Source organism: Streptococcus parasanguinis (genome assembly GCF_001073155.1).
GTDB lineage: Bacteria > Bacillota > Bacilli > Lactobacillales > Streptococcaceae > Streptococcus > Streptococcus parasanguinis_D.
Genome location: NZ_JVEE01000051.1, coordinates 1 through 24238, shown reverse-complemented (window position 1 = coordinate 24238; position 24238 = coordinate 1). Strand labels below are relative to the sequence as shown.

Here is a 24238-nt window from a genome sequence, read left to right as displayed (position 1 = left end):
AAAACCTCCTAAAGCGAAATGCCTTTCATATTTGCTTCCAGAATAGGCATCTTCACACCTAACTCTTGACCAGTCTGATAAACACTTTGACAACAATAGAAGATGTCCTGTTTATCATTGTGCAACGTCATAATTTTTCGGGTCAGCTCATTTTTCGCAAACATGACTTTCATGGCCTTGCCGGCTATCCAAGCGGGAATTTTGTAAGGTAAGAGTTCAGCTTTGTAAAGCTTCAAATTCACACCACGCACTTCTACGACTTTCAAAGCCTCTCGAATGGCCTTGATGGCTAATGACAATTCCGAAGAACTATTCATCAAGTTCAAAGCCAATTCTTCTGGGTTTTCCAGATTCCCTGAACATGCAGCTGTCGAAGTGACACCTGCGTTAATCGCCATATGAATCCAAATCCACTCGACCATATCATGAGGCACTTCCCACTTCAAATCTGCAGAAACTAGTAAAGCCGTCAGATTAGCATAGTTAGAAATCTGTGCTTTTGGCTCACCTTCTAGCATTAAATGATCGAACAAGACACCATCCAAATGGTCCTCCTGCATGTGACCACCCGCTGTCGGAAAGGCCAGAATATAGTCGTAATCCCCTGCCCACTCTTGGACCTCTTTTCGAGTATCCCAGAAATTGCAGAAGAAAACAAGGGTACCTTTGATATTATTTTTTCGCAAGGTCTCAACAGCTTCTTTGACAAAACCATGACGCACACTGAGAAAAATAAAATCATATTCCGAATCAGCTTCCGCGACATGAACCTCATAGCTGTCATGTTTGTTTTCACCTTTGGAATGATAGCGACCATCTAGCAGATCAACCGACAACTCCTTCGGAGCAGTGCTTTTCTTACTATCTCTCAGTACGTGCTCTACTTGATGGCCAGCTTTTTGAAAGGCGTAGGCATAAGTGGTCCCGATGACTCCAAGTCCTAAAATCGCTATTTTCACTTAAAAATCAATCCCTTTCCCAAATTCCTCAACCTTATCCGGCACATCACTAAACAAAGTCACATGTCCCATTTTGCGGTTGTGTTTTGCTTCTAGTTTACCATATAAGTGGAGGTGAGCGCTTGGATTTTCTGTCACATATGTTTCAGCAGCCTCGACGTGTTGGCCAAGAACATTGAGCATGACAGCAGGCGCATGAAGGTGAATAGCAGGAAGTGGGGCTCCGAGAACGCCCAAGATATGCGTATCAAACTGGGAGAAGTCGCAAGCTTCAATCGAATAGTGCCCTGAATTGTGGGGACGTGGCGCGATTTCGTTGACGATGATATCATCAGCTGTCGCAAACATTTCTACACATAGCGTTCCAGAAAGGTTGAGTTGTTCAGCGATTCGCACTGCCATGGCTCTGGCTTTTTCAGCTAGACTTTCTGAAATGCGAGCGGGCACAATGGTTTTTGAAAGGATGTTGTTGCGGTGGATATTTTCCTGAACGGGGAAAACCGTCACGTCCTTGCCATTACCAGATACAATGACTGAAATCTCAAGGTCAAAGTTGACGAATTCTTCTAAAACGCAGTCTGCTGAATCAGCTAGCACATAGGCTTCTTCCAAATCTGCTTCTGAACGAATAACCTTTTGCCCATGGCCATCGTAACCACCGGTCGCAGTCTTAAGAACATAGTTTTTCGAGAGGTCGATATCTGACAAGTCTTTGCTAGAAGTTACGACCTTATATGGTGCTACAGTGACTTGGGCCTTGTTGGAAAGAAAGTCCTTCTCAAAAATCCGATTTTGAGAAATGCGAAGCAGATCTGTTCCTTGTGGAAGCTGACCATCCTTGATAACGGCGTCCAAACCGTCAGCATCCACATTTTCAAATTCATAAGTAAGAGCATCACAGCGCTCTGCCAACTGACGAAGGGCATCCACGTCGTCGTAAGGGGCCACGATGATTTCCGCCACACGAGAGGCTGGGCAATCAGCTGCTGGATCCAAGGCGATAACCTTGTGTCCCATGTAGATAGCTGAGATCGCCATCATCTGACCGAGCTGGCCACCACCGATGATCCCAATGGTTTTAGTTGAGCTCATTTGTAGACCCCTCTGCGATTTTTCCTTGTTCTTCTGCGAAATCCGCTAACGCTGTCGCAATAGCCTGGTCCTCTACTGAAAGAAGGCGGAGGGCAAAGAGGGCCGCGTTAGTCGCACCTGCTTCACCGATCGCCATAGTTGCGACTGGTACACCACCTGGCATCTGAACGATAGAATAGAGTGAATCCACACCGCTAAGAGCACGAGACTTGACAGGTACCCCGATGACTGGAAGGGTCGTTTTAGCAGCAACCATCCCTGGCAAGTGAGCTGCGCCACCTGCACCCGCGATGATGACCTTGATGCCACGGCTACGTGCTTCTTCGGCATGTTTGAACATGAGGTCCGGTGTACGGTGTGCGGAAACAACTTTCTTTTCGTAAGCGACGCCGAAGTTATCGAGGACTTCAGCAGCTTTTTGCATGGTTGCCCAGTCAGATTTTGAGCCCATGATGATGGAAATTACTGGTTTCATTTATTCTCCTTTTTTAATAATCGTCTAATGTAGTGCGGACGTAAGCGACCGCCTAAGGCGTTCCATTACTGCGACGATTATCCTAAACTAGCTCGCTAACGCTCGCAAATTAAGCGACCATTATCTTAGCTTGACTCGCTTTCGCTCGCCATGACAAAGTTAGTATCTGTTAATCTTTTATCGCCTTACTACCAATGTCGTTTCGATAGAAGAGGCCTTCTGTGTTTTGTTTTTTGAGTTGGTTGTAGATAATGTTTTGGCCGTCTTTGACGGTGTCAGCTGTTGTGACAAGCATGTAAACACGTCCGCCGTTTGAGAGAAGGTCTTGGCCATTTTCAGCAAATTTGGCACCAGCATAGTAAGTGATGATGTCGCCCTCTGTCTTGGCTGGAAGTTTGACACCCTTTTCATAAGCGAGGGGATAGCCGTTTGATGCTACAACCACGCCCAATGTCACACCCTTGTCCGTCCAAGTGATGGCTGGCTCTTTGCCATCCAAAATGTCAGTGATATTTTGCGCAAAGTCAGATGTCAAACGAGGCAAGATGATTTGCGTTTCAGGGTCTCCAAAGCGTGAGTTGAACTCGATGACTTTCGGTCCATCAGCTGTCAAAATTAGCCCCGCGTAAAGGACACCAAGGTAGGGACGTCCTTCTTTAATCATGACTTCGAGAACTGGCTTGACAATAGTGTCAACCGCTGTGTCAACCACGCTCTGTGGCAAGTGAGGAACTGGCGCATAGGCACCCATCCCACCAGTGTTAGGACCCTTGTCACCATCGTAGGCACGTTTGTGGTCCTGCGCTGTTGGCATGATGTAGAACTTGTCCCCATTGACAAAGGCAAAGAGAGAAAACTCTTCCCCATCAAGGAATTCCTCGATGACCACACGCGCACCTGAATCACCGAATTTATTGTCCAAAAGCATCTCATGAGCAGCTTCGATGGCTTGCTCAACTGTCTCCGCAACGACGACACCTTTCCCAAGGGCCAATCCGTCTGCCTTGACGACGATTGGAGCGCCTTTTTCTTCGATGTAGGCCTTGGCTTCCTCGAAATCTGAAAAGGTTCCATAGGCTGCTGTCGGAACGTCGTATTTGACCATGATTTCCTTAGCAAAATCCTTAGACCACTCCAGCTCAGCCGCAGCCTTGGTCGGACCAAAAGCCTTGAGACCCGCTGCATTGAAATCATCCACGATACCAGCCGCAAGGGCATCATCTGGACCGATAAAGGTCCAAGCAACATCATTCGCTTTTGCAAAGTCAATCAGCTTAGAATGTTCGGAAATTCCGATATTGATCAAATCCAGACCATCTAATCGCATCCCGTCATTACCAGGAGCCACAAAAACCTGCTCAACGTCTGTAGACTCCAACAATTTCTTAGCAATCGCATGCTCACGACCGCCAGATCCAACAACCAAAAGTTTCATATCGAACCTCTTTTGCGAATTATTTTATTAAATTATATCATAATCGTTCGTTTTATTCTAATGATTTCAGCAAAAGTCTCCTATTTCCAGTAGAATCCAAACATTTTTTGCTATTTTCTCCTATTTCTCATTTTTTTCCGAATAGTATAGGTGAGACCTACTAATTGACGAAAAGGAGTATTATGCAAACGATCAAAAAATTTGTTGTACTGACTTGTGTGACATGGGGGATACAAACCTCTATTGCCCATGCAGATCAAGCGACCAATGCCATCTATGCCGAAAAAGGGCAGCTGGTAATTCATCTTGGAAACGTCCCGGATAAGTATCAAAAGATCCAAGTTCCCATCTGGTCTGACCAAAATGGTCAAGATGACCTTATTTGGTATCCTGTGGAACGCAGTGACAAGGGATTTGACCTACAAGTACCATTGATCAACCATTCTGATCAAGCCGGACTTTATCATGTCCATGTCTATGGAGTGGAGGCAAATGAACAGCTAACCGGCCTTTACCCTCTCACGACCAGCGTCCAGCAAAAAGACCTGGCTTCTTCCCAGCCCAAGATTACGATCACACCCATCTCCTCACAAGAATTTGAGGTAGACCTAAAGTTATTCGAAGACGTTGACGAGATTGTCTTCCCCATCTGGTCTGAAGAAAATGGGCAGGATGATCTGGTCTGGTATCCTGCAAAGAAGATTGCACCTGGACATTTCCAACTGCGCTTTCAGGCTCAAAAACACAAGGGAAGTGGTCTATTTCATCTCCACGTCTACCAGAAAAGCCAGGGACAACTAAAAGGGCTATTCCCCACTACCTTTCAAGTAGAAAAGGCAAAGCCAAAGCTCACTCCACTCGCGACACACCCGGGAAATACCTACCCCATTGGTGAGTGCACCTGGGGAGCCAAAGAATTAGCCCCTTGGGCCCACAACTGGTGGGGAAACGGCGGCATGTGGGCAGCTAGTGCACGCGCTGCTGGATTCCGGACAGGAGACACTCCAGAGGTCGGTGCTATCGCCTGTTGGGATGATGGGGGATATGGCCATGTCGCCTTGGTTACAGACGTCGAACATGACCAAAAAATTCAAATTCAGGAAGCTAATTACAATGGCCATCGCTATATCGACAACTTCCGCGGTTGGTTCGATCCAACCAACCCCATCTGGGGAACCGTCACCTACATATACCCAGATTAAGGTCTTCCTAACCAACAAAAAAGGCACGCATCAATGGATGGTGCCTTTTTTGATTAATGTCTAAAATGTCTCACGCCTGTAAAGATCATGGTCAAGCCATATTTGTCAGCCGCTTCGATTGACTCTTGGTCACGAACGGATCCACCTGGTTGGATGATCGCTTTAATCCCTGCTTTAGCGATTTCTTCCACGTTATCCGCAAATGGGAAGAAGGCATCGGAAGCAAGAACAGCGCCATCCAGACGGTCTTTAGCTTGGTCAATAGCGATGCGGACGGAAGCCACACGGTTGGTTTGACCTGGGCCAACACCAAGTGTCATGTGGTCGTTGGTCACGATGATCCCGTTTGATTTGACGTACTTGATAGCCTTCCAAGCAAACTCAAGAGCCGTCGCTTCTGTCTCAGTTGGTTGGCGTTTCGTCACCACTTGCCAGTCAGCTGGGCTTTCTTTCACCACGTCTTGGTTTTGAACCAGGAGACCACCAACAACACCTGTGTATTCTGCTTCCACTTCGCTAGCATCTTGAGCGTCAAATGGCAAGGCAAGGATACGCAAGTTTTTCTTCTTGGTAGTCAATATTTCAAGCGCTTCGTCTGTGTAGCTTGGTGCAATGATGATTTCAAGGAAAACACCGTGCATCTTTTTAGCTGTCGCAGCGTCAACTTCACGGTTGAGGACTACTATTCCACCGAAAATCGATACTGGATCAGATTCATAAGCATAATCCCAAGCAGTTTCGATATCGTCAGCTTGACCAATCCCACATGGGTTCATGTGTTTAAGAGCCACAACGGTTGGACGGTCTTTGAAATCACGGATGATCCGAATAGCGGCATCAGCGTCACGGATATTGTTGAAGGACAATTCTTTACCGTTCAGCTGTTTCGCTGATGCAATGGAGTAATCCGTTGGCAAGGCCTTTTGGTAGAAGTCTGCATCTTGTTGAGGGTTTTCCCCGTAACGCATTGGTTGCTTAAGATCATAAGTCAAAGTGAATTTTTCAGGTTTTTCTTCACCCACTTGAGCAGTGAAGTATTCTGCGATCAAAGCATCATAGGCTGCTGTGTGACGGAAGACTTTCGCTGCCAAACGTTGGCGAGTTTCGTAACTTGTTTCGCCGTTGGCTGCCAATTCGTCCAAAACCACAGCATAGTCAGCAGGGTCTACCACAACTGTTACGCTAGCGTGGTTTTTCGCTGCTGAACGAAGCATAGATGGCCCACCAATATCGATGTTTTCAACTGCGTCCGCGTAAGTTACATCTGGTTTAAGAATCGTTTCCTTGAATGGATAAAGGTTGACCACCACAAGGTCGATCAACTCAATCTTGTTGTCCTTAGCAGCCTCCAGGTGGCTATCGAGATCACGTCGAGCAAGAAGACCACCGTGAATATTTGGGTGAAGGGTCTTCACACGACCGTCCATCATTTCTGGGAAACCAGTCACATCGTCGATAGCAATGGTATCCACCCCAGCATTGTCAAGGGCAACTTTAGTTCCACCTGTCGAGATGATGTCCCAACCGAGTTTTTTTAGTTCTTGAGCAAATTCAACAATGCCCGCTTTGTCTGAAACACTAATTAGTGCGCGTTTAGTCATTCTATTCCTCTTTCTTTAGATCCAAGCGCATAGCGACTTCGTTATTTTCTTCTATAAATCCTGTTTCCTGAAAACCCAAACTAGTCAGCAGGTACTTCATTTTTTCATTTCCAACTACATAATCTGCGATAATATGATTGCAAGCTCTATCCATCTGAGCCTCTTTGATCAGAGCTTCCAAGGCTTTTCGTCCATAACCTTTTCCTTGGTACTGCTGGCCAATCATTATCCGCCAGATAAAGTATTCTGCCTCATCCTTATCTATTTCCAACAGTAGAAAACCAACTACTAGCTCATTCCAATGGATTGCCATTGGAAACACATCCCCATTCTCTCGGTAGAGCCATGCGTCAGCTAAAGAACGCACATTGGGAGCTACAAAACGTGCTCGTTCATCAGCTTCAGATATTTTCAAATCCAGCACTGCCTGAAAACTGCTCTCATCTACCAATTTCAGATTAATCATTTTTCTCCTACCAAGATTACACTATCAAAACTCGATTTCCTTCTTACCTTCTCTCCACTCCCAAAACATCCAACACTTCTGGATAGAGCTTATACTCTGTTTCGTGGATGCGAGTTTCGAAAGTATTAAGGGTATCCCCTGCTAGGCGCGGTACACGGATTTGCTTGATGACCTTACCGGTATCAACGCCCGAATCCACCCAGTGAATGGTCACACCGCTCTCAGCAACACCCGCATTCCAAGCATCCTCAATGCCATGAGCACCTGGAAATTCTGGAAGATAGGCTGGGTGAATATTGATGATACGACCTTCATAAGCTGCTAGCAAGGTTGGTCCGACGATTTTCATATAGCCGGCCAAGCAAACCAAATCTATCTGGTGTTCATCCAAGAGTTTGACGATAGCTTCTTCATAATCCACTTTATTGTCAAATTCTTTGAGTTCAAAGGCATGGCTCACCACACCAAGGTTTTTGGCACGTTCTAAGACATAGGCATCACGATGATCTGAAAAAACAAATTCTACTGGAAATTGTTCTGCAATCACCTGGAAGTTTGAGCCGTTGCCAGAGGCAAATACAGCAATACTTTTAGCCATTATTTAATCACCACACTTGCGCCATCTTTCTTCACAATACGACCAATTTCATAAACAGGTTCGTCAAGAAGTTCTTTGACACGTTCCACATTTTCTGGTTTAACCGCAAGCATGAGACCAATACCCATGTTGAAGATTTCAAACATTTCTTCATGTTTGATTTGGCCATATTTTTCAAGGGCTTTAAAAATTGGAAGAACTGGGACTTTACTTTCGTCAATTTCAGCAGCCAAGTCATCTGAGAACATACGTGGTACATTTTCGATGAAACCACCACCTGTGATGTGGGCAATACCGTTAACCAATTCTTCTTTGATGAGTGGCAAAGCTGCTTTGACGTAGATACGAGTTGGTTCCAAAAGAACGTCTTTAAGTTTTTTGCCTTCCAATTCTGGAAGAACTTCTTCACCTGTGTAATCAGCAAAGACACGACGAACGAGTGAGTAACCATTTGAGTGGATACCGCTTGAAGCAAGTCCAAGAATCACATCGCCTTCAGCTACTTTTGAACCGTCAATGATTTGAGATTTTTCAGCCACACCGACAGCAAACCCAGCCAAATCATAGTCATCTTCACCATACACACCAGGCATTTCAGCCGTTTCCCCACCGATGAGGGCTGCACCTGCTTGTACACAACCTTCAGCCACACCAGCAACGACCTGTTCCAATTTAGCTGGTTCATTTTTACCAGTTGCGATATAGTCAAGGAAGTAAAGAGGCTCCGCACCTGCAGCGATGATATCATTGACACACATGGCCACACAGTCTTGGCCAATCGTATCGTGTTTGTCGTACTTGATAGCCAGCATCAGCTTGGTTCCAACACCATCTGTACCTGAGATCAAAACAGGCTCTTTGACACCTGTTTTTGAAAGATCAAACATGCCACCGAAACCACCAAGAGCTCCCATGACACCAGCACGTTCCGTACGAGCAACGTGTTTTTTGATTCGTTCAACAACTTCATAACCCGCTTCAACATCCACACCAGACTGTGCATACGCATTTTTATTTGTCATTTGTTTCATTCCTTTTCTTTTGCACTGCTCTTAATAGAAAGAAGTATGTTCTTTCAAACTTTCCACATAGCGTTCTTCGTAGTCATACAAAGGCGTTGGATATTTTCCATCAAAGTAAGCCACACAAAGACCGCCATTGGGGGCATCTGTATCAATTCCAATAGAATCAATCAAGCCATCGATTGACAAATACGTCAAGCTATCTGCACCAATAATATCGCGTGTTTCCTCTACTGTGTGATTGGCAGCAATCAATTCCTTACGTGTTTGAATATCGATCCCGTAGAAACATGGGTAGGCAAGGGCTGGGCTACCGATTGCTACGTGGACCTCTGTAGCTCCTGCTTCTTTCAATAACTTCACAATTCGACGTGATGTTGTCCCACGTACGATAGAATCATCAATCATGACAACCCGTTTGCCTTTCACGACACCGGATACGGCAGAGAGCTTCATCCGAACCCCTTGCTCCCGTAGTTCTTGTGTTGGTTGAATAAAGGTCCGTTGGGTATATTGGTTTTTAATCAAGCCCATTTCATTTGGTAGGCCAGATTCTTCCGCAAATCCCATGGCTGCGCTAAGTGATGAATTAGGTACACCGACCACAATATCTGCTTCATGTTTGAATTCACGTGCCAATTGAGCCCCCATACGTTTACGGGCTGTATGGACATTGACCCCTTGGATATTGGAGTCTGGGCGGGCAAAGTAGATATACTCCATTGAGCAAACAGCCAATTGGGTGTCCGTTGTATAGTTATCGTAAGTGATGCCGTCATCATCGATGATCACGACTTCACCCGGATTTACATCCCGAATCCACTCTGCTCCAACCACTTCAAAGGCACAGGTTTCAGATGAAACCACGATAGCGCCATTGGCCATTTTCCCAATTGAAAGAGGACGGAAACCATTTGGATCCAAGGCTGCAATCAGCTTATCTTCCAGCATGAGAAGGTAAGCAAATCCACCTTTCACCGTATTCAAGGCTTCTTTCACCTTACCCATGAAGGATGGATTGTGGCTCCGACGAATCAAGTGGGCCAAGATTTCTGAATCAGAAGTTGAGCTAAAGATCGCCCCGTTATTTTCCAACTCCCGTTTGAGGGACTTGGCATTGGTCAAATTCCCGTTGTGGGCCAGTCCAAACTGGGTATCATGAAAGCGAAAGAGGAAGGGCTGGATGTTATCCACCGAAGCTTCCCCAGCTGTCGCATAGCGAACATGGCCAATCGCTCCCGTCCCCGTCAACTTATCCAAGTTAGTAGGATTCCGAAACACTTCTGAGAGAAGACCCGTGTCACGATACCGTTTTAATTGACCCGCATCATTCGAAAGGATCCCCGCCCCTTCTTGACCACGGTGTTGAAGACTGTGTAATCCGAAATAAGTCAGTTTTGCAGCATCTGGGTGTCCCCAGATCCCAAAAATACCACATTCTTCATTAAGAGATTTAACTTCGTATGTCATTTTGTATACCTTTTATTTTCCAGTAAAGTATTTAACCGCTGACGCAAAGAGGTGTTGGTCTTTATTTCCTGGAATATTTTGGAAGAGACCGTCTTCGAAACGTTCTGAGTGACCCATCTTCCCAATGATTTGACCGTTCTTGCTGGTAATACCTTCGATCGCATTGACAGAACCATTTGGATTGTATTTTGAATCCATGCTTGGTTTCCCTTCGAAGTCAACATATTGGGTAAAGATTTGACCATTATCACGAAGCTCTGCGAATTCCTCAGCTGTCACGACAAATTTACCTTCACCGTGTGATACTGGGATGGCATGAATGTCACCAACTTTCACGCCGGCAAGCCATGGTGAGTTGGTGTTGGCAATCCGTGTTTCCACCATCTTAGCCACGTGTTGGTTAGCATCATTGTAGAAGAGGGTTGGACTCGTGCTACTTGCATCTTCAAAGTTACCGTATGGAAGAAGACCTGATTTGACAAGGGCTTGGAATCCGTTACAGATACCGATGATCAAACCACCACGTTCGATGAAGTGATCAATGGCTGCACGTACTTTTTCATTGAGCAAGATGTTTACGATGAATTTAGCTGATCCATCTGGTTCATCCGCTGCTGAGAAGCCACCTGCAAAGAAGATAATATTAGCTTTTTCAATGTTGTCAACCATAGTGTCAACAGACTTGACAATCGCTTCTTCGTTGAGTGTAACAAATGGTACCAGGTTAACTTTGGCACCTTCTTTTTCAAAGGCCTTAGCGGAGTCATATTCTGAGTTAGTCCCTGGGAATACTGGGATGTAAACTACGGGTGTCTCAATTGTTTCTTTAGCTTTGATCACAGCATCTGATGCTACAGCAGGTACTTCTTCCAACTCAGTTGCCTGTGCAAATTCCGTTGGGTAAACCTCTTCCAATTTACCTTGGAAGGCACTGTCAAGTTTGTGTCCATCAAGCGTTACACCGTTGACAGTGAGTGTAAAGTCAGTCACTGTTTGTCCGATCTTGGCAACACCTGCAATTTCTTCAGGAGATGTGAAGACGAATCCACCCAATTGAGCTGTCAAGCTAGTGTCAAGGTCAGCTAATTCGACGTTAGCTCCAATATGGTTACCAAATGTTGCAAGTGCAAGAGCTTCAACCACACCACCATATTTAACAGCTGATGCGGCTGTCACTTTGTGGTCAGCTTGGATGGCTTCAAATTGAGCAAAGTTAGACTTGATAAGATCAAAGTCAATTTCTTGTGCCAAAGTTTGACCTGGGATGTAGTAAATATTTTCACCAACTGCTTTGAATTCTGGAGAAAGAACCTTACGGCTATCTGCAGTCGTCACCCCAAAAGCAACCAAGGTTGGTGGTACTGTCAATTCTTCGAAGGTACCAGACATCGAGTCTTTACCACCGATAGATGGCAAACCAAGTTGAATCTGAGCTTCGATGGATCCAAGGAGAGCTGATACTGGTTGACCAAAACGCTCTGCTTGTTTATCCATCCGCTCGAAGTATTCTTGATAAGAGAAACGAGCCTTAGACCAGTTTGCACCAGCAGCAACTAAACGAGCAGTTGCTTCGATGACCGCATAAGCAGCACCATGATATGGAGACCATTCTGCGATGTAAGGGTTGAACCCTTGCGCCATAACAGATGCAGTTGTTGTCACGCCATGTTGGACTGGCAATTTCTGTACAGAAGCTTCCGTTGGTGTGATTTGGTAGCGACCACCAAGTGGGTGATTGACTGTTGAACGACCAACCGAGCTATCAAAGATGGTTTGTAAACCTTTTTGACTGGCATGGTTCAGGTCAGCCAAGACTTCAAGAGTATCCGCTTCAAGGGTTTCAGCAGATGTTTGACGTTCTTCTGGAAGCTTGACATCCTTGTCAACCACCTTAGCATCTACAACCACACGTACACCGTTTGTATCAAGGAAACGACGTTCCAAATCAACGATTGTTTCACCATTCCAGTGCATGACAAGATTTGGTTTCTCCGTCACTGTTGCAACGACAACAGCATCAATATTTTCTTTGTTACATTCAGCAACGAAGGCGTCTACATCTTCTGGACGAACCACTACAGCCATCCGTTCTTGAGATTCAGAAATGGCAATTTCTGTACCGTTCAAGCCTTGGTATTTCAATGGCACCTTGTCTAGGTCAATTTCAAGACCATCTGCCAATTCACCGATAGCCACACAGACACCACCAGCACCAAAGTCATTTGATTTCTTGATAAGACGTGTTACTTCACCATTACGGAAAAGACGTTGGATCTTCCGTTCTTCGATGGCATTCCCTTTTTGAACCTCAGCACCAGCTGTTTCAACAGACTCAACTGTTTGAACTTTAGATGAACCTGTCGCACCACCGACACCGTCACGTCCAGTCTTCCCACCGAGCAAGATAATCACGTCACCAGCTTCAGGTTTTTCACGGACAACATTTTCCTTAGGAGCCGCACCGACAACTGCACCTAGCTCCATACGTTTAGCAACGAAGCCTGGGTGGAAGTATTCACGAACATAAGTTGTGGCAAGACCAATTTGATTCCCATATGAAGAATATCCGTGAGCTGCTGTTTTAGAAATCACTTGTTGTGGCAATTTACCAGCACGAGTTTCAGCAATTGGTGCTGTAATATCACCAGCACCTGAGATACGCATGGCTTGGTAAACGTAGGAACGACCTGACAATGGGTCACGAATAGCACCACCGATACAAGTAGCCGCTCCACCAAATGGTTCGATTTCAGTTGGGTGGTTGTGAGTTTCGTTCTTGAACATGAGAAGCCATGGTTCTTTCACGCCATTAACATCCACTTCAATTTCAACAGAGCAGGCATTGATTTCATCAGACACTTCCATGTCATCCAAACGACCATTAGCACGCTCATAGCGACCAAAAATAGTTGCCATATCCATCAAAGTTTGAGGTTTTTCTGTACGTCCCAACTCATCACGCATGGCAATATACTTGTCATAAGTCGCTTGCAATTGTTTTTCAAATTTAGAAGCTGAGAAGTCGATGTTTTTCAACTCAGTCTCGAAAGTTGTATGACGGCAGTGGTCAGACCAGTAGGTATCCAAGACCTTCAACTCAGTCTCCGTTGGTACACGTCCAATAGACTTGAAGTAATCTTGAATGAAGAGAAGGTCATCCACTTCCATTGCCAATCCTTGCTCAGCCTTATACTGTGCAAAATCTTCTGCCGTATAGCTTTCAAAGAAATCCAAGCTTGGAATGGTCTTGTCAGACTCAGAGAAATCCTGTTTCGCAATACCAACAGTGATATCTTTGAAACGAGAATCCACTGGGTTCAAGAGGTAGTTTTTGACAGCTTCCAACTCATTCGCATCAATATCCTTGTTAACCAAGTACAATTGCGCTGTATTCACTGTTACGTCATTTGAACTACCAAGCAAAAGCAAAGCTTCTTGTGAAGATGCCGCCCGTTGGTCAAATTGACCAGGCAAACTTTCAATCGCAAAGAAAGCATACTTCTCAAGATCATCCTTAACCGCAGCCTCGTCCAAAACAGTATCGGTCACTTGTTCAGAGAAGATATGTTTTTCCGCACGCGCAAACAAGTCTTCTGCCAAATTAAAGACATCGTAAACCTGAACAATACGAAGATCATTCAAGGTTTTCAACTGAAGATTATGTTGTAATTCTTTTACTAAAGAGTCTGATTTTACACGAAAATCAGCTTTTTTCTCAACGAAAATACGTTTATCCATTTTATTTCCTTTATCTATTTCTTCTTAAAGATCATAGTGAAGACCAAGTAAAAGGTTACTTCAAGCCCTGTAATTTCTCCAACACAACCTGATATACATCCGTTAAACTGCCCAAATCTCTACGGAAAACATCCTTGTCCATATGGTGCCCTTCCGCATCCCAAAGGCGGCAATTATCTGGAGAAAATTCATCTGCCAAGATGATCTTACCATCCTTATCAAAACCAAATTCCAATTTGAAGTCAATCAAGCGAAGACCAATTTGTGCAAACCAATCTTTCAGCAATTCATTGATACGACGCGTTTCTTCCTTAATATAAGCAATTTGTTCATCATTGGCAATATCCAAAAACTTCACATGCTCATCATTGATGAATGGGTCATCCAACTCATCGTTTTTGTAGTAAAATTCAACGATTGGAGTTTTCAAGTCCAAACCTTCTTCCACGCCAAAACGTTTAGAGAAAGAACCCGCCGTCACGTTACGAAGAACAACTTCCAAAGGAATAATTTTTACTTTCTTGTTGAGTTGTTCTGTGTCAGAAATACGTTCGATAAAGTGAGTAGCTACTCCCGCAGCATTCAATTTTTCAAAAATAAGAGACGAAATCTGATTATTTAGCACACCTTTTCCTTTAATAGTCTCTTTACGAGCCCCATTCAGCATAGTGGCTTGGTCCTTATAGACCGACTTAATCACATGTTCGTCCTCAGTAGTATAGATATCCTTAGCTTTTCCAGTATAAATCAGTTGATTGGTCATGACTTTGTTCGCCTTTCGTATTTTATCACCTTCATTCTATCACATAAAAAGTCTATTTTCAATAAAATCCCGTACAATATAAGCAAAATCCGAATAAAAAGGACAGAAAAAAAGACCCTCCAGAATAATCTCTGAACGATCCCTTTTTCATTAGTGAGCAGCAGTTCGTTTTTCGATATAGCCGACAACATCCCCTACTGTGTTAAATTCATCGATAGCCTTGTCTGGAATCTCAATTTGGTATTCATCCTCAAGATTGATAATAAATTCCATTAATTCAACAGAATCTGCTTGTAAATCCTTACGTAAGTCAGATTCCAAAGATACTTGAAAATCTGATCCCTTGCGGTCTTTGAGAAATTCCTCAATTGTAGCTAAAATTTCGTTTTGTTTACTCATACATTACCCTTCCTTCGATAATTCCTTCACTGATTTTCCAACAACATCTGTCTCTAACATGGTCCGAATCTGACGAATCGTGCTATAGACAGCTTTGGCATCACTCGAACCATGCGTTTTAACAACAGGTGCTTGAAGGCCAAACAAGACCGCTCCTCCAACATCTGAGAAATCCAAGGTTTGCTTCAATGATTTCAAACGATCCTTGAGCAGAAAAGCTCCCAATTTCGCCTTCCAGTTTCCAGTGGCAATCGCTTGTTTCAATTGCTTCAAGATCCCAAAAGCCGTTCCTTCCATCGTTTTCAAGACAGCGTTTCCCGTGAAACCATCCGCCACAACGACATCAGCAATGCCATCCATCAAGTCACGCGCTTCCACGTTTCCAACAAAATGAATCGACTCATCCTCAGATAACAATTGGTAGGTTTCCTTGCGCAAAGGATCCCCCTTACTAGCTTCTGTCCCATTGTTCAATAAACCCACGCGAGGTTTTTGAATCCCACGAACATTTTCAGCATAGTAGGATCCCATCACAGCATACTGATGCAAGTGCTCTGGTGTATTTTCCGCATTGGCCCCTAAGTCCAGCATATCATACCCACGACCATCAACCGTCGGAAGTGTCGACATCAAACCTGGACGTTCCACGCCCTTGATGCGGCCAACAATAAAGAAACCTGCCGCCAACAAGGCACCTGTATTCCCCGCAGATAGCATGGCATCGACCTCACCATCCTTCACATCCTTGGCAGCTAAGACCATCGAAGCCTGTTTCTTCCGACGAATAGCCCGTGTTGGCTCATCATCTGAATCAATTTTTTCTTCCGTATGCACAATCGATACACGTTCTGTTGCGGTTAAATAGTCTTTAATTTTTGCTTCATCACCATACAAGACAATCTCAATATCATCAAAATCACGAATGGCTTGATTCACGCCTTCTACCAAGGCTTGAGGTGCATTATCGCCCCCCATTGCATCTACTGCAATTTTTTTCATGTTTCACCTCCAGATGAATCTTTCATAATCGCTCCCCAGTCACTCAAGGAATCGATAAACTTTTTAGCTTTTAAATGGATCCCTACATACTCCTCATACAACTGATCGATTGCCTGACGTAGAGCTGCTTTCATCTCCGCTTGTAGGGAAATCGTCTCTAACTCACTGAATCGCACTGCTTGAAACTGATCCAATAAATAGAGAACATTTGGATGCCAGTGGGCACGTCTCTCATCCCGATCATAATGATCCGGACAAAGGACCCCACTATACCGGAAGGAATAGTCAAAAGGAAGACCAACCCGATGGCAGAAACAGCATTCATGCAGATTCAAGACAACACCAAATCGAGATAGAAGCTGAATCTCAAAAATATTGGTCAAAACCTCATAATCCAGTCCTTCTTCCATCAAAGACAAGGTCTTCTCCAAAAAAGCAAACAAGGCCGGATCCACTTGGTTATCCTGAATACTGGCATCTGCAAGCGCCAGAACATAGGTCGCATAAGAAAGGGCAAAAAGATCTGCGTTGATTTTCTTATAAACCTGCACATCTTGAAAATCATCAATATAACTCAACCCATCATCATTGATTTTCAGCAACATATCTGCCGTTACCAATGGTTGCAACATGGGATTCAACCGTGATTTTCCCACATGTTTCACAAAGAACATCCGCTTACCTGACTTCTCCGTGAAGATTTTGACCAGCTTGTCATCCTCACGAAACTCCCGATTATACAGGACAATTCCCCGGGTCTCAATTGACTCCAGCATGTTCTTCCATATACTCCTTCAAGCGTTTCATAGCTTCCTTGATAACCTCCATGCTGGCTGCATACGACAAACGCACATAGCCTTCACCATATTGACCAAAAGCAGCACCAGGAATGAAAGCAACTGCTTTTTCACGCGCAAAATCCTGTAAGAAAGCAAAGGAATCCTGATTATAACCAGCTGGGATTTTAGCAAAAATATAAAAGGCTCCATCTGGCTTAATAATCTCAAACCCAAGCGCGGACATCTGTTCAATAATATAATCGCGACGCTTCACATATTCCTTCTTCATTGGCTCCGCATCATCTCGACCTTCCGTCAAAGCTTCGATCGCAGCATACTGATTCATGGTGCCGGCAGCCGTTACCAAATACTGATGACTCTTGATGAGTTGGGCCGTCAATGCAGCAGGCGCAAAGATAAAGCCAAGCCGCCAGCCTGTCATGGCATGAGACTTAGATAAGCCATTAATGACAATGGTCTGCTCAGGAATGAAGGATGCCATAGAGACATGCGCTTCTCCAGTATAAGTCAACTCTGAATAGACTTCATCACAAATCACAAAGACTTCATATTTTTTTAAGACAGCAGCCAATTCCACCATCTGTTCGCGCGAATAAGTAACTCCCGTTGGGTTAGCTGGATAATTGAGAATAACAGCCTTCAATTTTTCACCCTGCTCTAGAATCGCCTTTTCCAACTTTTCAGGAGTCAAGACAAAACGATCTGCTGTCGTATCAATTTCGACAACATCTGCTCCCACCAAATTTATAATCGGTTCATAACCAGGGTAGGCCGGCGCTGGGAGTAATACTACATCTCCAGGTTCCAAGATTGCTGTCAAGGTTGCAGACAGGGCTTCAGTCGCACCGATCGTCACCAATATCTCTTCCTCAGGACGGTAGTGAATACCATATTTATCCGCCACAAACTGACTCGCAGCCTCACGCAAAGCCAGCAAACCACTCATCCCAGTGTAATGGCTAAAATTCGCATCAATGGCAGCCTTTCCTGCTTCTTTTACATGTTCAGGAGTTGTAAAATCTGGTTCCCCTAAAGTCAAACGCAAGACACCAGGAATGGAAGAAATTGATTGGTCAAACTGACGAATCAAAGATACTTCAATCCGATTCAGATTTTTATTAAAACGTTTCGTTAAATCCATAGAACACCTCCAAAAACACTTATGTTCATTATACTATAAATAGGACTCCATCGCAAAAGAACAAGCCAGATCCCCACCTTTTGCTTACCACCAAAGGACATTTCAAAAATCCTTCCATACAAAAAAGACTTAGCAATGCTAAGTCTTTCAAGTCATTATTGTTGACCACGTGTTGCCACATAGTTCAATTGATCAGCATGTTTCGCCACAAAATCCTTCATTTCTGAATCAGGAATTTGACGAAGGTAGAGGTTAGAACGAATGGTTTCATCCTCTTCACGACAAGTTGATAATACTAAATACTTATCAGATGCTTTGATCTTGATATTAGGATTCTTGGTTTGACCATCTTCATAGACCTTCTTCAACTGAGTCGTAAAGTCTTTATCGTCCTTAAAGCTAGTACGGTAAAAAGCAGTTGTTTCAGGAACAATGACCAAACACATAGCTTCATAATAATACTTGCGCTCTGGTGTTTCAATGACAACATATGGATGTTGATCAAAGTAATCCTGTTTATCATAGAAGTTAACATCGTTAAACATACGATGATCACCAACCTTACTACCACGAGCATGACCAAACAACCAAGTCAAACGATCGCTAAAATCTTTCTTATTATCCATATCCATGAAAACAGTCCCTAAATATGGTACATTCCCACCATCAAAAGTCTTATTCAAGTAGGTTTCATTATCTGTTGTTTGCACAACAGGTTCATCCAATTCCGTACCAGGTGCGTAGACATAAGCAATCGCTTCAGGGTTAACAGCAATCAATTGATCAAAACGATTCTTTAGGTAATCTTTTTCTTCTTGGCTAGGTTCATACTTTATAGTCTGTGATGAAGCACTGGTTGAAGAACCATTTGTTTTCTTAGCCGTATTAGAGGCCTTTCCACCAAATGGATTAAAGAAAAGGAATCCAACTACGATCACAATGACCGCTAAAAGAGCAAATAAAATTCCAAAAATCTTCCCTCCAGAAGATGTTTTTTTTGCAGAACGTTTCATAAAATAAATTCTCCTATTAGGTATTTTCTCTAAAAAATAACACTGAGCCCAAGGACCCAGTGATATTTTTATGAGCTAATTAATAATCAAATTATTTAACTGCGCTTGTTTTTGGAAGAGCTTTTTGACCTGCTACTGGAGCTGGAGTTTTAGCAACTTCTTTATTTTCATCAGCTTTAGGAGCTTCTACTTCACCTTTGTCAACTTTAAGATTTTCATCTTTTTTAAGTTTGTTAGCATCGCGAGTCCATTGTTCAGACTTAGTGCCAAGGTCTTTGTCGTTAGCTTCTTTGATTTCAGGTACAGTTGCGTCTTTAGAAGTGTCTGCGTAGATACCTGATTCATTTGACCAACGATTTGCTCCAAGTTCACCTTCTGCAAATACTGGTGCTGCTGCTGCAAATACAGCAAGTGCTGCTACTGATGATAATAAAACTTTTTTCATTGTTTTATCTCCTTTTTATTTTTAAAAATATTCGTTACTTCGTAACTATGATAAGTATACTAGGATATTCTCCCTATGTCAAGAGCTTTTCTTCAATTTTTTAAAAAAAGTTTAAGATTTCTTCCTATTTGATCCCTAAAATCACGAATTAGAGATATATTATACTCATCTATTAGAATCATTCGGTTTTTGGACACTTTTACTGAGTCGTTCCTCTATTAGATACACCGAACTTTCTAATTTCACCAATCCCCACTTCAGTTCCACTTCAATTATTTCCTATTTTACCGCACGATTTTTGGGCAGAGTTTTCTTGGGCAAACTAGGATCCGCCTTTGCTTCTAGTTCTTTAGCTGCTTGAACCAGTTTTTTCCGTTTCTTTTCTTTTTTTAGATCTTTCCACCATTTTCTGATTTCCATTTGTATTTCCTCCTAAACAAAAGAGGCTGGTCTCCAGCCTCCTTATTATTAACATTTTTTGGCATTTCCGATTTCAAATAGAGGGGAAAGAGGACGATTTTCGTGAATACGAACAATAGCCTCTGCAAGGAGTTTCGCAATCGAAATTTGCTCAATCTTCTCAATTAATCGATCTTCCGGTAGATAAATCGTATCCAACACCACCAACTTCTTAATGGCTGATTTTTGGATGTTGTCCATCGCTGGGCCTGATAAAACAGGGTGAGTACAGCTCGCATAAACTTCAACAGCACCTGCTTCTGCAAGGGCATCCGCCGCATGACAGATTGTACCAGCTGTATCAATCATATCATCAATCAAAATACAAGTCTTGCCTTCAACACTCCCAATGATATTCATAACTTCGCTCGTATTCATCTTATCGACACTTCGACGTTTATCAATAATCGCAATCGGTGTCTTCAAAAATTCAGCTAATTTTCGAGCACGAGTCACACCACCATGGTCTGGACTGACAACAACATAGTCTTTTCCAATCATCCCGCGACGTTCGAAATAGTCGGCGATCAAAGGTGCACCCATCAAGTGGTCAACAGGAATATCAAAGAAACCTTGAATCTGAGCAGCATGCAAATCAATTGTCAACAGACGATCAACTCCTGCAACCTCAAGCATATTGGCTACCAACTTAGAAGTGATTGGTTCACGAGCCCGAGCTTTCCGGTCTTGACGAGCATAGCCGTAATATGGCATCACCACATTAATGGATTGCGCACTAGCACGTTTCAACGCATCTACCATAATCAAAATTTCCATTAGATTATCGTTAACCGGTGAACTAGTGGATTGCAAAATATAAACATCTTTCCCACGAATTGATTCTTCAATATTAACCTGAATTTCTCCATCAGAAAATTGACGAACCGTTGACTTTCCAAGCGGTAGTCCCATTTCTCGAGACACACGTTGAGCCAATTCTTGATTTGACGACAAAGCAAAGAGCATTAAATCAGAAAATGACATGATTTCCTCCAGTAAAATCTAAAACCAAATTGTACAGTCAGCACAAATTTCTCCTGTAATCATTTTATCGCTTTTTAAGCAAATATTCAAATATTAATTTATGGAAATTATAAAATCAATCACTACCTAAATTCTCTCAAAAAAAGAAGCAGAACCAATGTTCTACTTCGATGTTATTCTTAGTTTGGATAAATATAAGTAACAGTACCTTGAGCATTAACTGGATTAAACCATCCACGGTAGTTACCAATACTACGATTACCTAAATAATTAGACTCAGAGACTTGGATACTTGTTGTAGATTGAACGGCTGTAACAACTGCTACGTGTCCATATCCACCATCATTCCAACATGCAATGGCACCAACTTGTGGTTGAGATCCTGTACGGAATCCTGCTGCTGCTGCACTTGCTGCCCATTGTCCACCATTACCCCAGTAATCACCAGCCCATGGAGCCAATGTCTTCGCACCCCATGTACATTCACCAACTGGATAAGATGATGCAGATGTACTATAAGTTGGACGAGAAGTAGTTGCTACTGGTGCTGCCGCTGCTTGAGTTTGAACAGCAGGTTGAGCTGCTGCTTGAGTTTGTGCCGCCGCTGGTGTTGCAGCAGGTGTTTGAGCCGCTGCCTGAACTTGTGCTTGAAGAGTTGTATTAGCAGAAGCTTTTACAGCCACTTGTTGTTCTTTTTGTTTTGCACGGTAAGCTGCTTCAGCTGCTGCCGCTGCTGCTGCTGCTTTTTCAGCTTCAGCTTTTTGTTGCAACAAAGCATTCTTTTCGTTTTCAGCAGTCGATTTTTCAGCAGCCAAGTTTAATTGTGCTACTTTCAACTCAGCTTCTTTTGTTGATAAAGCTTGCGCATCATCTTCTAATTGCTGTTTGTTTGCGATAACAGTATTGATAGCGTCGTTGTTTTCTTTTTGTTTTTGTGCAATATCTTCTTTATCACGTTTTTGCTCTTGCAACATTTTGTTGTTAGCATCTGCAATTTCATTCATAGCAGAAATACGTGAGATAGCTTCTGTCAAAGATCCAGAGCTAACAATCGCATTAATATAACTTGTTGCAGTCCCAGTTGTTTGAGCGCTACGTGCTTGATTTGCAAGTGATTCTTGACGAGCAACAATATTTTTTGACAACTCATCGATCTCAGCTGACAATCGTTCAGATTCTTCATTCAAACGATCGTTTTCAGCTTGAAGATTTTCTTGTTGTTTTTTAATTTCAGATACTTGACCTTGAATTTGATCTACCTGACCTTGTGCACTTTGTTGTTGTTGATTAATACTATTGATTTTGTTATCCTGAGCAGCAATCTTATCATCTGTTGAATCAGCTGATACACCAGCTACGACAGCACCTTGTGATAAAGCAACTGTACTCAATAAGATTGTGGCAAATAATTTTTTCTTCATTAGATAAATTTTCCCTTTCTAATAAGACACTAACTAGTATAACAAATTTTTTGAAAATTTATATTACGCTATTGTTACATTTTTATTTCGAGTTTATAAATAAATCTTTTCAAGTAAAGGCTGTAATACTATTAATAGAAGCACATTCAAAATTAAACTAGGCGTCATTTGGTAAATAATTAATGTAATCCAGTTAAATTTTATACCGATAAAAAGAATCAAAAGAAGATTGGTTAAAAACTGAAATAATAGAATCGTTAATAAAAATGTAAAAAAACGAGTCAATCGATTGACCAAAATAATCTGATTACACCGATAAAAAATCACCTGTAATAAAGGAAAGACAAGGAAAGCAATTCCTATAGTGTGTAAAAAATACACATCAAAACAAAAACCAAAAAGGATTCCCCACCAAATACTAGCTATCTCAGAGAAATAGAGACTCAATAACATAAAACCATATAGAAATAAAAATGAAGTAGGTTCAAAGGAGCTTGGACTGAAACGAGAAATAAGAAAAGAGATTTGCCCATCAACAAATAAAGATAAGAATAAGATTAAAGGGAAAAAATGGTACTTACGTATGACTTTCACACTACTCTCCAATCAATAGTACATAACGATTGACATCTAAATTAGCCTTTGGTTTTACACGAATTTCTTGCCCTAACTGATCAGATGCCTTTTGAGTAGAAGTCACAGTACCAAGAGGTAAGTCACTACTCTTGTATTTCCCTAAGCCACTTGTTGAAACGAGTGATCCTTTTTTTATTTCAACTGGATCTCCAATTTGCAACAACCGAAACTCACCTGTCTTCTCGTCATAACCATTTAATAAAGCAAAAATAGATTGACCTTGACTCTCAATTTTAAACGTCAGGTGTTGTGAAGAAATAGTATCTTCGACTAATAATTTCACTTTGCTAGAATTTTTCTCTATACTTTCTACCACACCAATGACGCCACCTGATGATAGAACAAACATGGAATCAGAAATGCCATCGGAACTACCTTTATCAATAACAAATTCCTGATCCCAAGAACTATAATTACGGTCAATAATTTGACTAACAACTTGCTTAGAACCAGATGAAGAATTTTTGATTGACATCAAGTCTTTCAATTCCTTATTTTCTGATTCCAAACGACTAAGTTTTGACTGATCAATATCATTTTGATAAAGACGAGATTTCAAAGAAAGATTTTCATCACTTAATTCAGATAAATTCTTAAAATCATTTGCCTTAGTTTCAACAAGAACAAATGGTACTGATACAGCCTTATCAACAATAGCTAATAGATCAGAAGATTTTGAAACAATAGCATTTCTAACAGATGGGAATAGAAATAAAATTCCTGAAACAGTCAAAACAAACACCAAACTAAAAACTTTTAAGAAACGATTCAAGAACATAGAAAAAAACCTTCAAAAATATAAAAAATAGTTTGAGACGTTATCTCAAACTTCGAAATTATACGGAGAATGGGGGATTCGAACCCCCGCGCCAGTTACCCGACCTAACGATTTAGCAAACCGTCCTCTTCAGCCTCTTGAGTAATTCTCCAAAATGGGCACGAGTGGACTCGAACCACCGACCTCACGCTTATCAGGCGTGCGCTCTAACCACCTGAGCTACGCGCCCAAGTTTAAAAAAACTTGGTAAAAATGAACAAAAGTTCAAAGCGGGTGACGAGAATCGAACTCGCGACAACAGCTTGGAAGGCTGTAGTTTTACCACTAAACTACACCCGCTTA

23 protein-coding genes and 3 tRNA genes are annotated in these 24238 nt (G+C 42.6%); 1 reads left to right on the top strand and 25 read right to left on the bottom strand.

Annotated features, from left to right (window positions below; all coding sequences use genetic code 11):
• Positions 1-8 precede the first annotated feature (8 nt).
• The 4 genes from ADH92_RS09335 to purD form a co-directional block, all read right to left on the bottom strand.
• The gene (locus ADH92_RS09335) at positions 9-959 is read right to left on the bottom strand and encodes a ketopantoate reductase family protein (RefSeq protein WP_049498207.1); all 951 of its coding nucleotides are present in this window, start codon (positions 957-959) and stop codon (positions 9-11) included.
• On the bottom strand, positions 960-2051 hold the full coding sequence (purK, locus tag ADH92_RS09330) for a 5-(carboxyamino)imidazole ribonucleotide synthase (protein ID WP_049498206.1): 1092 nt from the start codon (positions 2049-2051) through the stop codon (positions 960-962).
• Positions 2038-2526, bottom strand: a complete 489-nt coding sequence (gene purE, locus ADH92_RS09325; RefSeq protein ID WP_049498205.1) for a 5-(carboxyamino)imidazole ribonucleotide mutase — start codon at positions 2524-2526, stop codon at positions 2038-2040. Before purE ends, purK begins: the two co-directional genes overlap by 14 nt.
• Positions 2527-2695: 169 nt before the next feature.
• On the bottom strand, positions 2696-3961 hold the full coding sequence (gene purD / locus ADH92_RS09320; protein WP_049498204.1) for a phosphoribosylamine--glycine ligase: 1266 nt from the start codon (positions 3959-3961) through the stop codon (positions 2696-2698).
• A gap of 182 nt (positions 3962-4143) precedes the next feature.
• Between purD and ADH92_RS09315 the strand changes: the two genes are divergently transcribed.
• A complete protein-coding gene (locus tag ADH92_RS09315; protein ID WP_049498203.1) occupies positions 4144-5163 on the top strand; it encodes a GBS Bsp-like repeat-containing protein in 1020 nt (339 codons plus the stop codon).
• A gap of 53 nt (positions 5164-5216) precedes the next feature.
• On the opposite strand, the gene purH is transcribed toward ADH92_RS09315, so the two are convergent.
• The 21 genes from purH to ADH92_RS09215 all read right to left on the bottom strand — a co-directional run bounded on the left by purH (position 5217) and on the right by ADH92_RS09215 (position 24235).
• The gene (gene purH, locus ADH92_RS09310; RefSeq protein WP_049498202.1) at positions 5217-6764 is read right to left on the bottom strand and encodes a bifunctional phosphoribosylaminoimidazolecarboxamide formyltransferase/IMP cyclohydrolase; all 1548 of its coding nucleotides are present in this window, start codon (positions 6762-6764) and stop codon (positions 5217-5219) included.
• A 1-nt stretch (position 6765) separates the two neighbouring features.
• A complete protein-coding gene (locus ADH92_RS09305; protein ID WP_049498201.1) occupies positions 6766-7230 on the bottom strand; it encodes a GNAT family N-acetyltransferase in 465 nt (154 codons plus the stop codon).
• Between the two features lie 43 nt (positions 7231-7273).
• A complete protein-coding gene (purN, locus tag ADH92_RS09300; RefSeq protein WP_049498200.1) occupies positions 7274-7828 on the bottom strand; it encodes a phosphoribosylglycinamide formyltransferase in 555 nt (184 codons plus the stop codon).
• On the bottom strand, positions 7828-8850 hold the full coding sequence (gene purM, locus ADH92_RS09295) for a phosphoribosylformylglycinamidine cyclo-ligase (protein ID WP_049498199.1): 1023 nt from the start codon (positions 8848-8850) through the stop codon (positions 7828-7830). Before purM ends, purN begins: the two co-directional genes overlap by 1 nt.
• A gap of 30 nt (positions 8851-8880) precedes the next feature.
• Entirely contained in the window at positions 8881-10320 is a 1440-nt protein-coding gene (purF, locus tag ADH92_RS09290; RefSeq protein WP_049498198.1) for an amidophosphoribosyltransferase, read from the bottom strand.
• 12 nt (positions 10321-10332) lie between these two features.
• Complete coding sequence (locus ADH92_RS09285; protein WP_049498197.1) at positions 10333-14058, bottom strand: phosphoribosylformylglycinamidine synthase; 3726 nt, start codon at positions 14056-14058, stop codon at positions 10333-10335.
• A 55-nt stretch (positions 14059-14113) separates the two neighbouring features.
• Positions 14114-14821 carry a phosphoribosylaminoimidazolesuccinocarboxamide synthase gene (gene purC, locus ADH92_RS09280; protein ID WP_049475212.1) on the bottom strand — a complete coding sequence of 236 codons (708 nt, stop codon included), beginning with the start codon at positions 14819-14821 and terminating at the stop codon, positions 14114-14116.
• Positions 14822-14971: 150 nt separating this feature from the next.
• A complete protein-coding gene (locus ADH92_RS09275) occupies positions 14972-15220 on the bottom strand; it encodes an acyl carrier protein (protein WP_049498196.1) in 249 nt (82 codons plus the stop codon).
• A gap of 3 nt (positions 15221-15223) precedes the next feature.
• A complete protein-coding gene (plsX, locus tag ADH92_RS09270) occupies positions 15224-16219 on the bottom strand; it encodes a phosphate acyltransferase PlsX (RefSeq protein WP_049498195.1) in 996 nt (331 codons plus the stop codon).
• Positions 16216-16995: a DNA repair protein RecO gene (gene recO / locus ADH92_RS09265; RefSeq protein ID WP_049498194.1), complete on the bottom strand. Its 780-nt coding sequence runs from the start codon at positions 16993-16995 to the stop codon at positions 16216-16218. Before recO ends, plsX begins: the two co-directional genes overlap by 4 nt.
• Positions 16979-18160 carry a pyridoxal phosphate-dependent aminotransferase gene (locus tag ADH92_RS09260; protein WP_049498193.1) on the bottom strand — a complete coding sequence of 394 codons (1182 nt, stop codon included), beginning with the start codon at positions 18158-18160 and terminating at the stop codon, positions 16979-16981. Before ADH92_RS09260 ends, recO begins: the two co-directional genes overlap by 17 nt.
• Positions 18161-18315: 155 nt before the next feature.
• Positions 18316-19173 (bottom strand): class B sortase, LPKTxAVK-specific, encoded by an 858-nt coding sequence (srtB, locus tag ADH92_RS09255; RefSeq protein WP_049498192.1) that lies wholly within the window; start codon positions 19171-19173, stop codon positions 18316-18318.
• Positions 19174-19264: 91 nt separating this feature from the next.
• A complete protein-coding gene (locus ADH92_RS11515; RefSeq protein ID WP_049498191.1) occupies positions 19265-19618 on the bottom strand; it encodes an LPKTxAVK-anchored surface protein in 354 nt (117 codons plus the stop codon).
• Positions 19619-19897: 279 nt separating this feature from the next.
• On the bottom strand, positions 19898-20038 hold the full coding sequence (locus tag ADH92_RS11290; RefSeq protein WP_173018728.1) for a hypothetical protein: 141 nt from the start codon (positions 20036-20038) through the stop codon (positions 19898-19900).
• Positions 20039-20086: 48 nt separating this feature from the next.
• Positions 20087-21061, bottom strand: a complete 975-nt coding sequence (locus tag ADH92_RS09245) for a ribose-phosphate diphosphokinase (protein WP_049498190.1) — start codon at positions 21059-21061, stop codon at positions 20087-20089.
• Positions 21062-21240: 179 nt separating this feature from the next.
• Positions 21241-22482: a peptidoglycan hydrolase PcsB gene (gene pcsB, locus ADH92_RS09240; RefSeq protein WP_049498189.1), complete on the bottom strand. Its 1242-nt coding sequence runs from the start codon at positions 22480-22482 to the stop codon at positions 21241-21243.
• A gap of 93 nt (positions 22483-22575) precedes the next feature.
• Positions 22576-23076 (bottom strand): rod shape-determining protein MreD, encoded by a 501-nt coding sequence (mreD, locus tag ADH92_RS09235; RefSeq protein WP_049498188.1) that lies wholly within the window; start codon positions 23074-23076, stop codon positions 22576-22578.
• 1 nt (position 23077) lies between these two features.
• Positions 23078-23896, bottom strand: coding sequence for a rod shape-determining protein MreC (gene mreC / locus ADH92_RS09230; RefSeq protein WP_049498187.1), 819 nt, complete (start codon positions 23894-23896; stop codon positions 23078-23080).
• 63 nt (positions 23897-23959) lie between these two features.
• Positions 23960-24047, bottom strand: a tRNA-Ser gene (locus ADH92_RS09225).
• A gap of 4 nt (positions 24048-24051) precedes the next feature.
• Positions 24052-24125: transfer RNA gene (locus ADH92_RS09220), tRNA-Ile, on the bottom strand.
• A 39-nt stretch (positions 24126-24164) separates the two neighbouring features.
• Positions 24165-24235 (bottom strand) — tRNA-Gly (locus ADH92_RS09215).
• Positions 24236-24238: the final 3 nt, after the last annotated feature.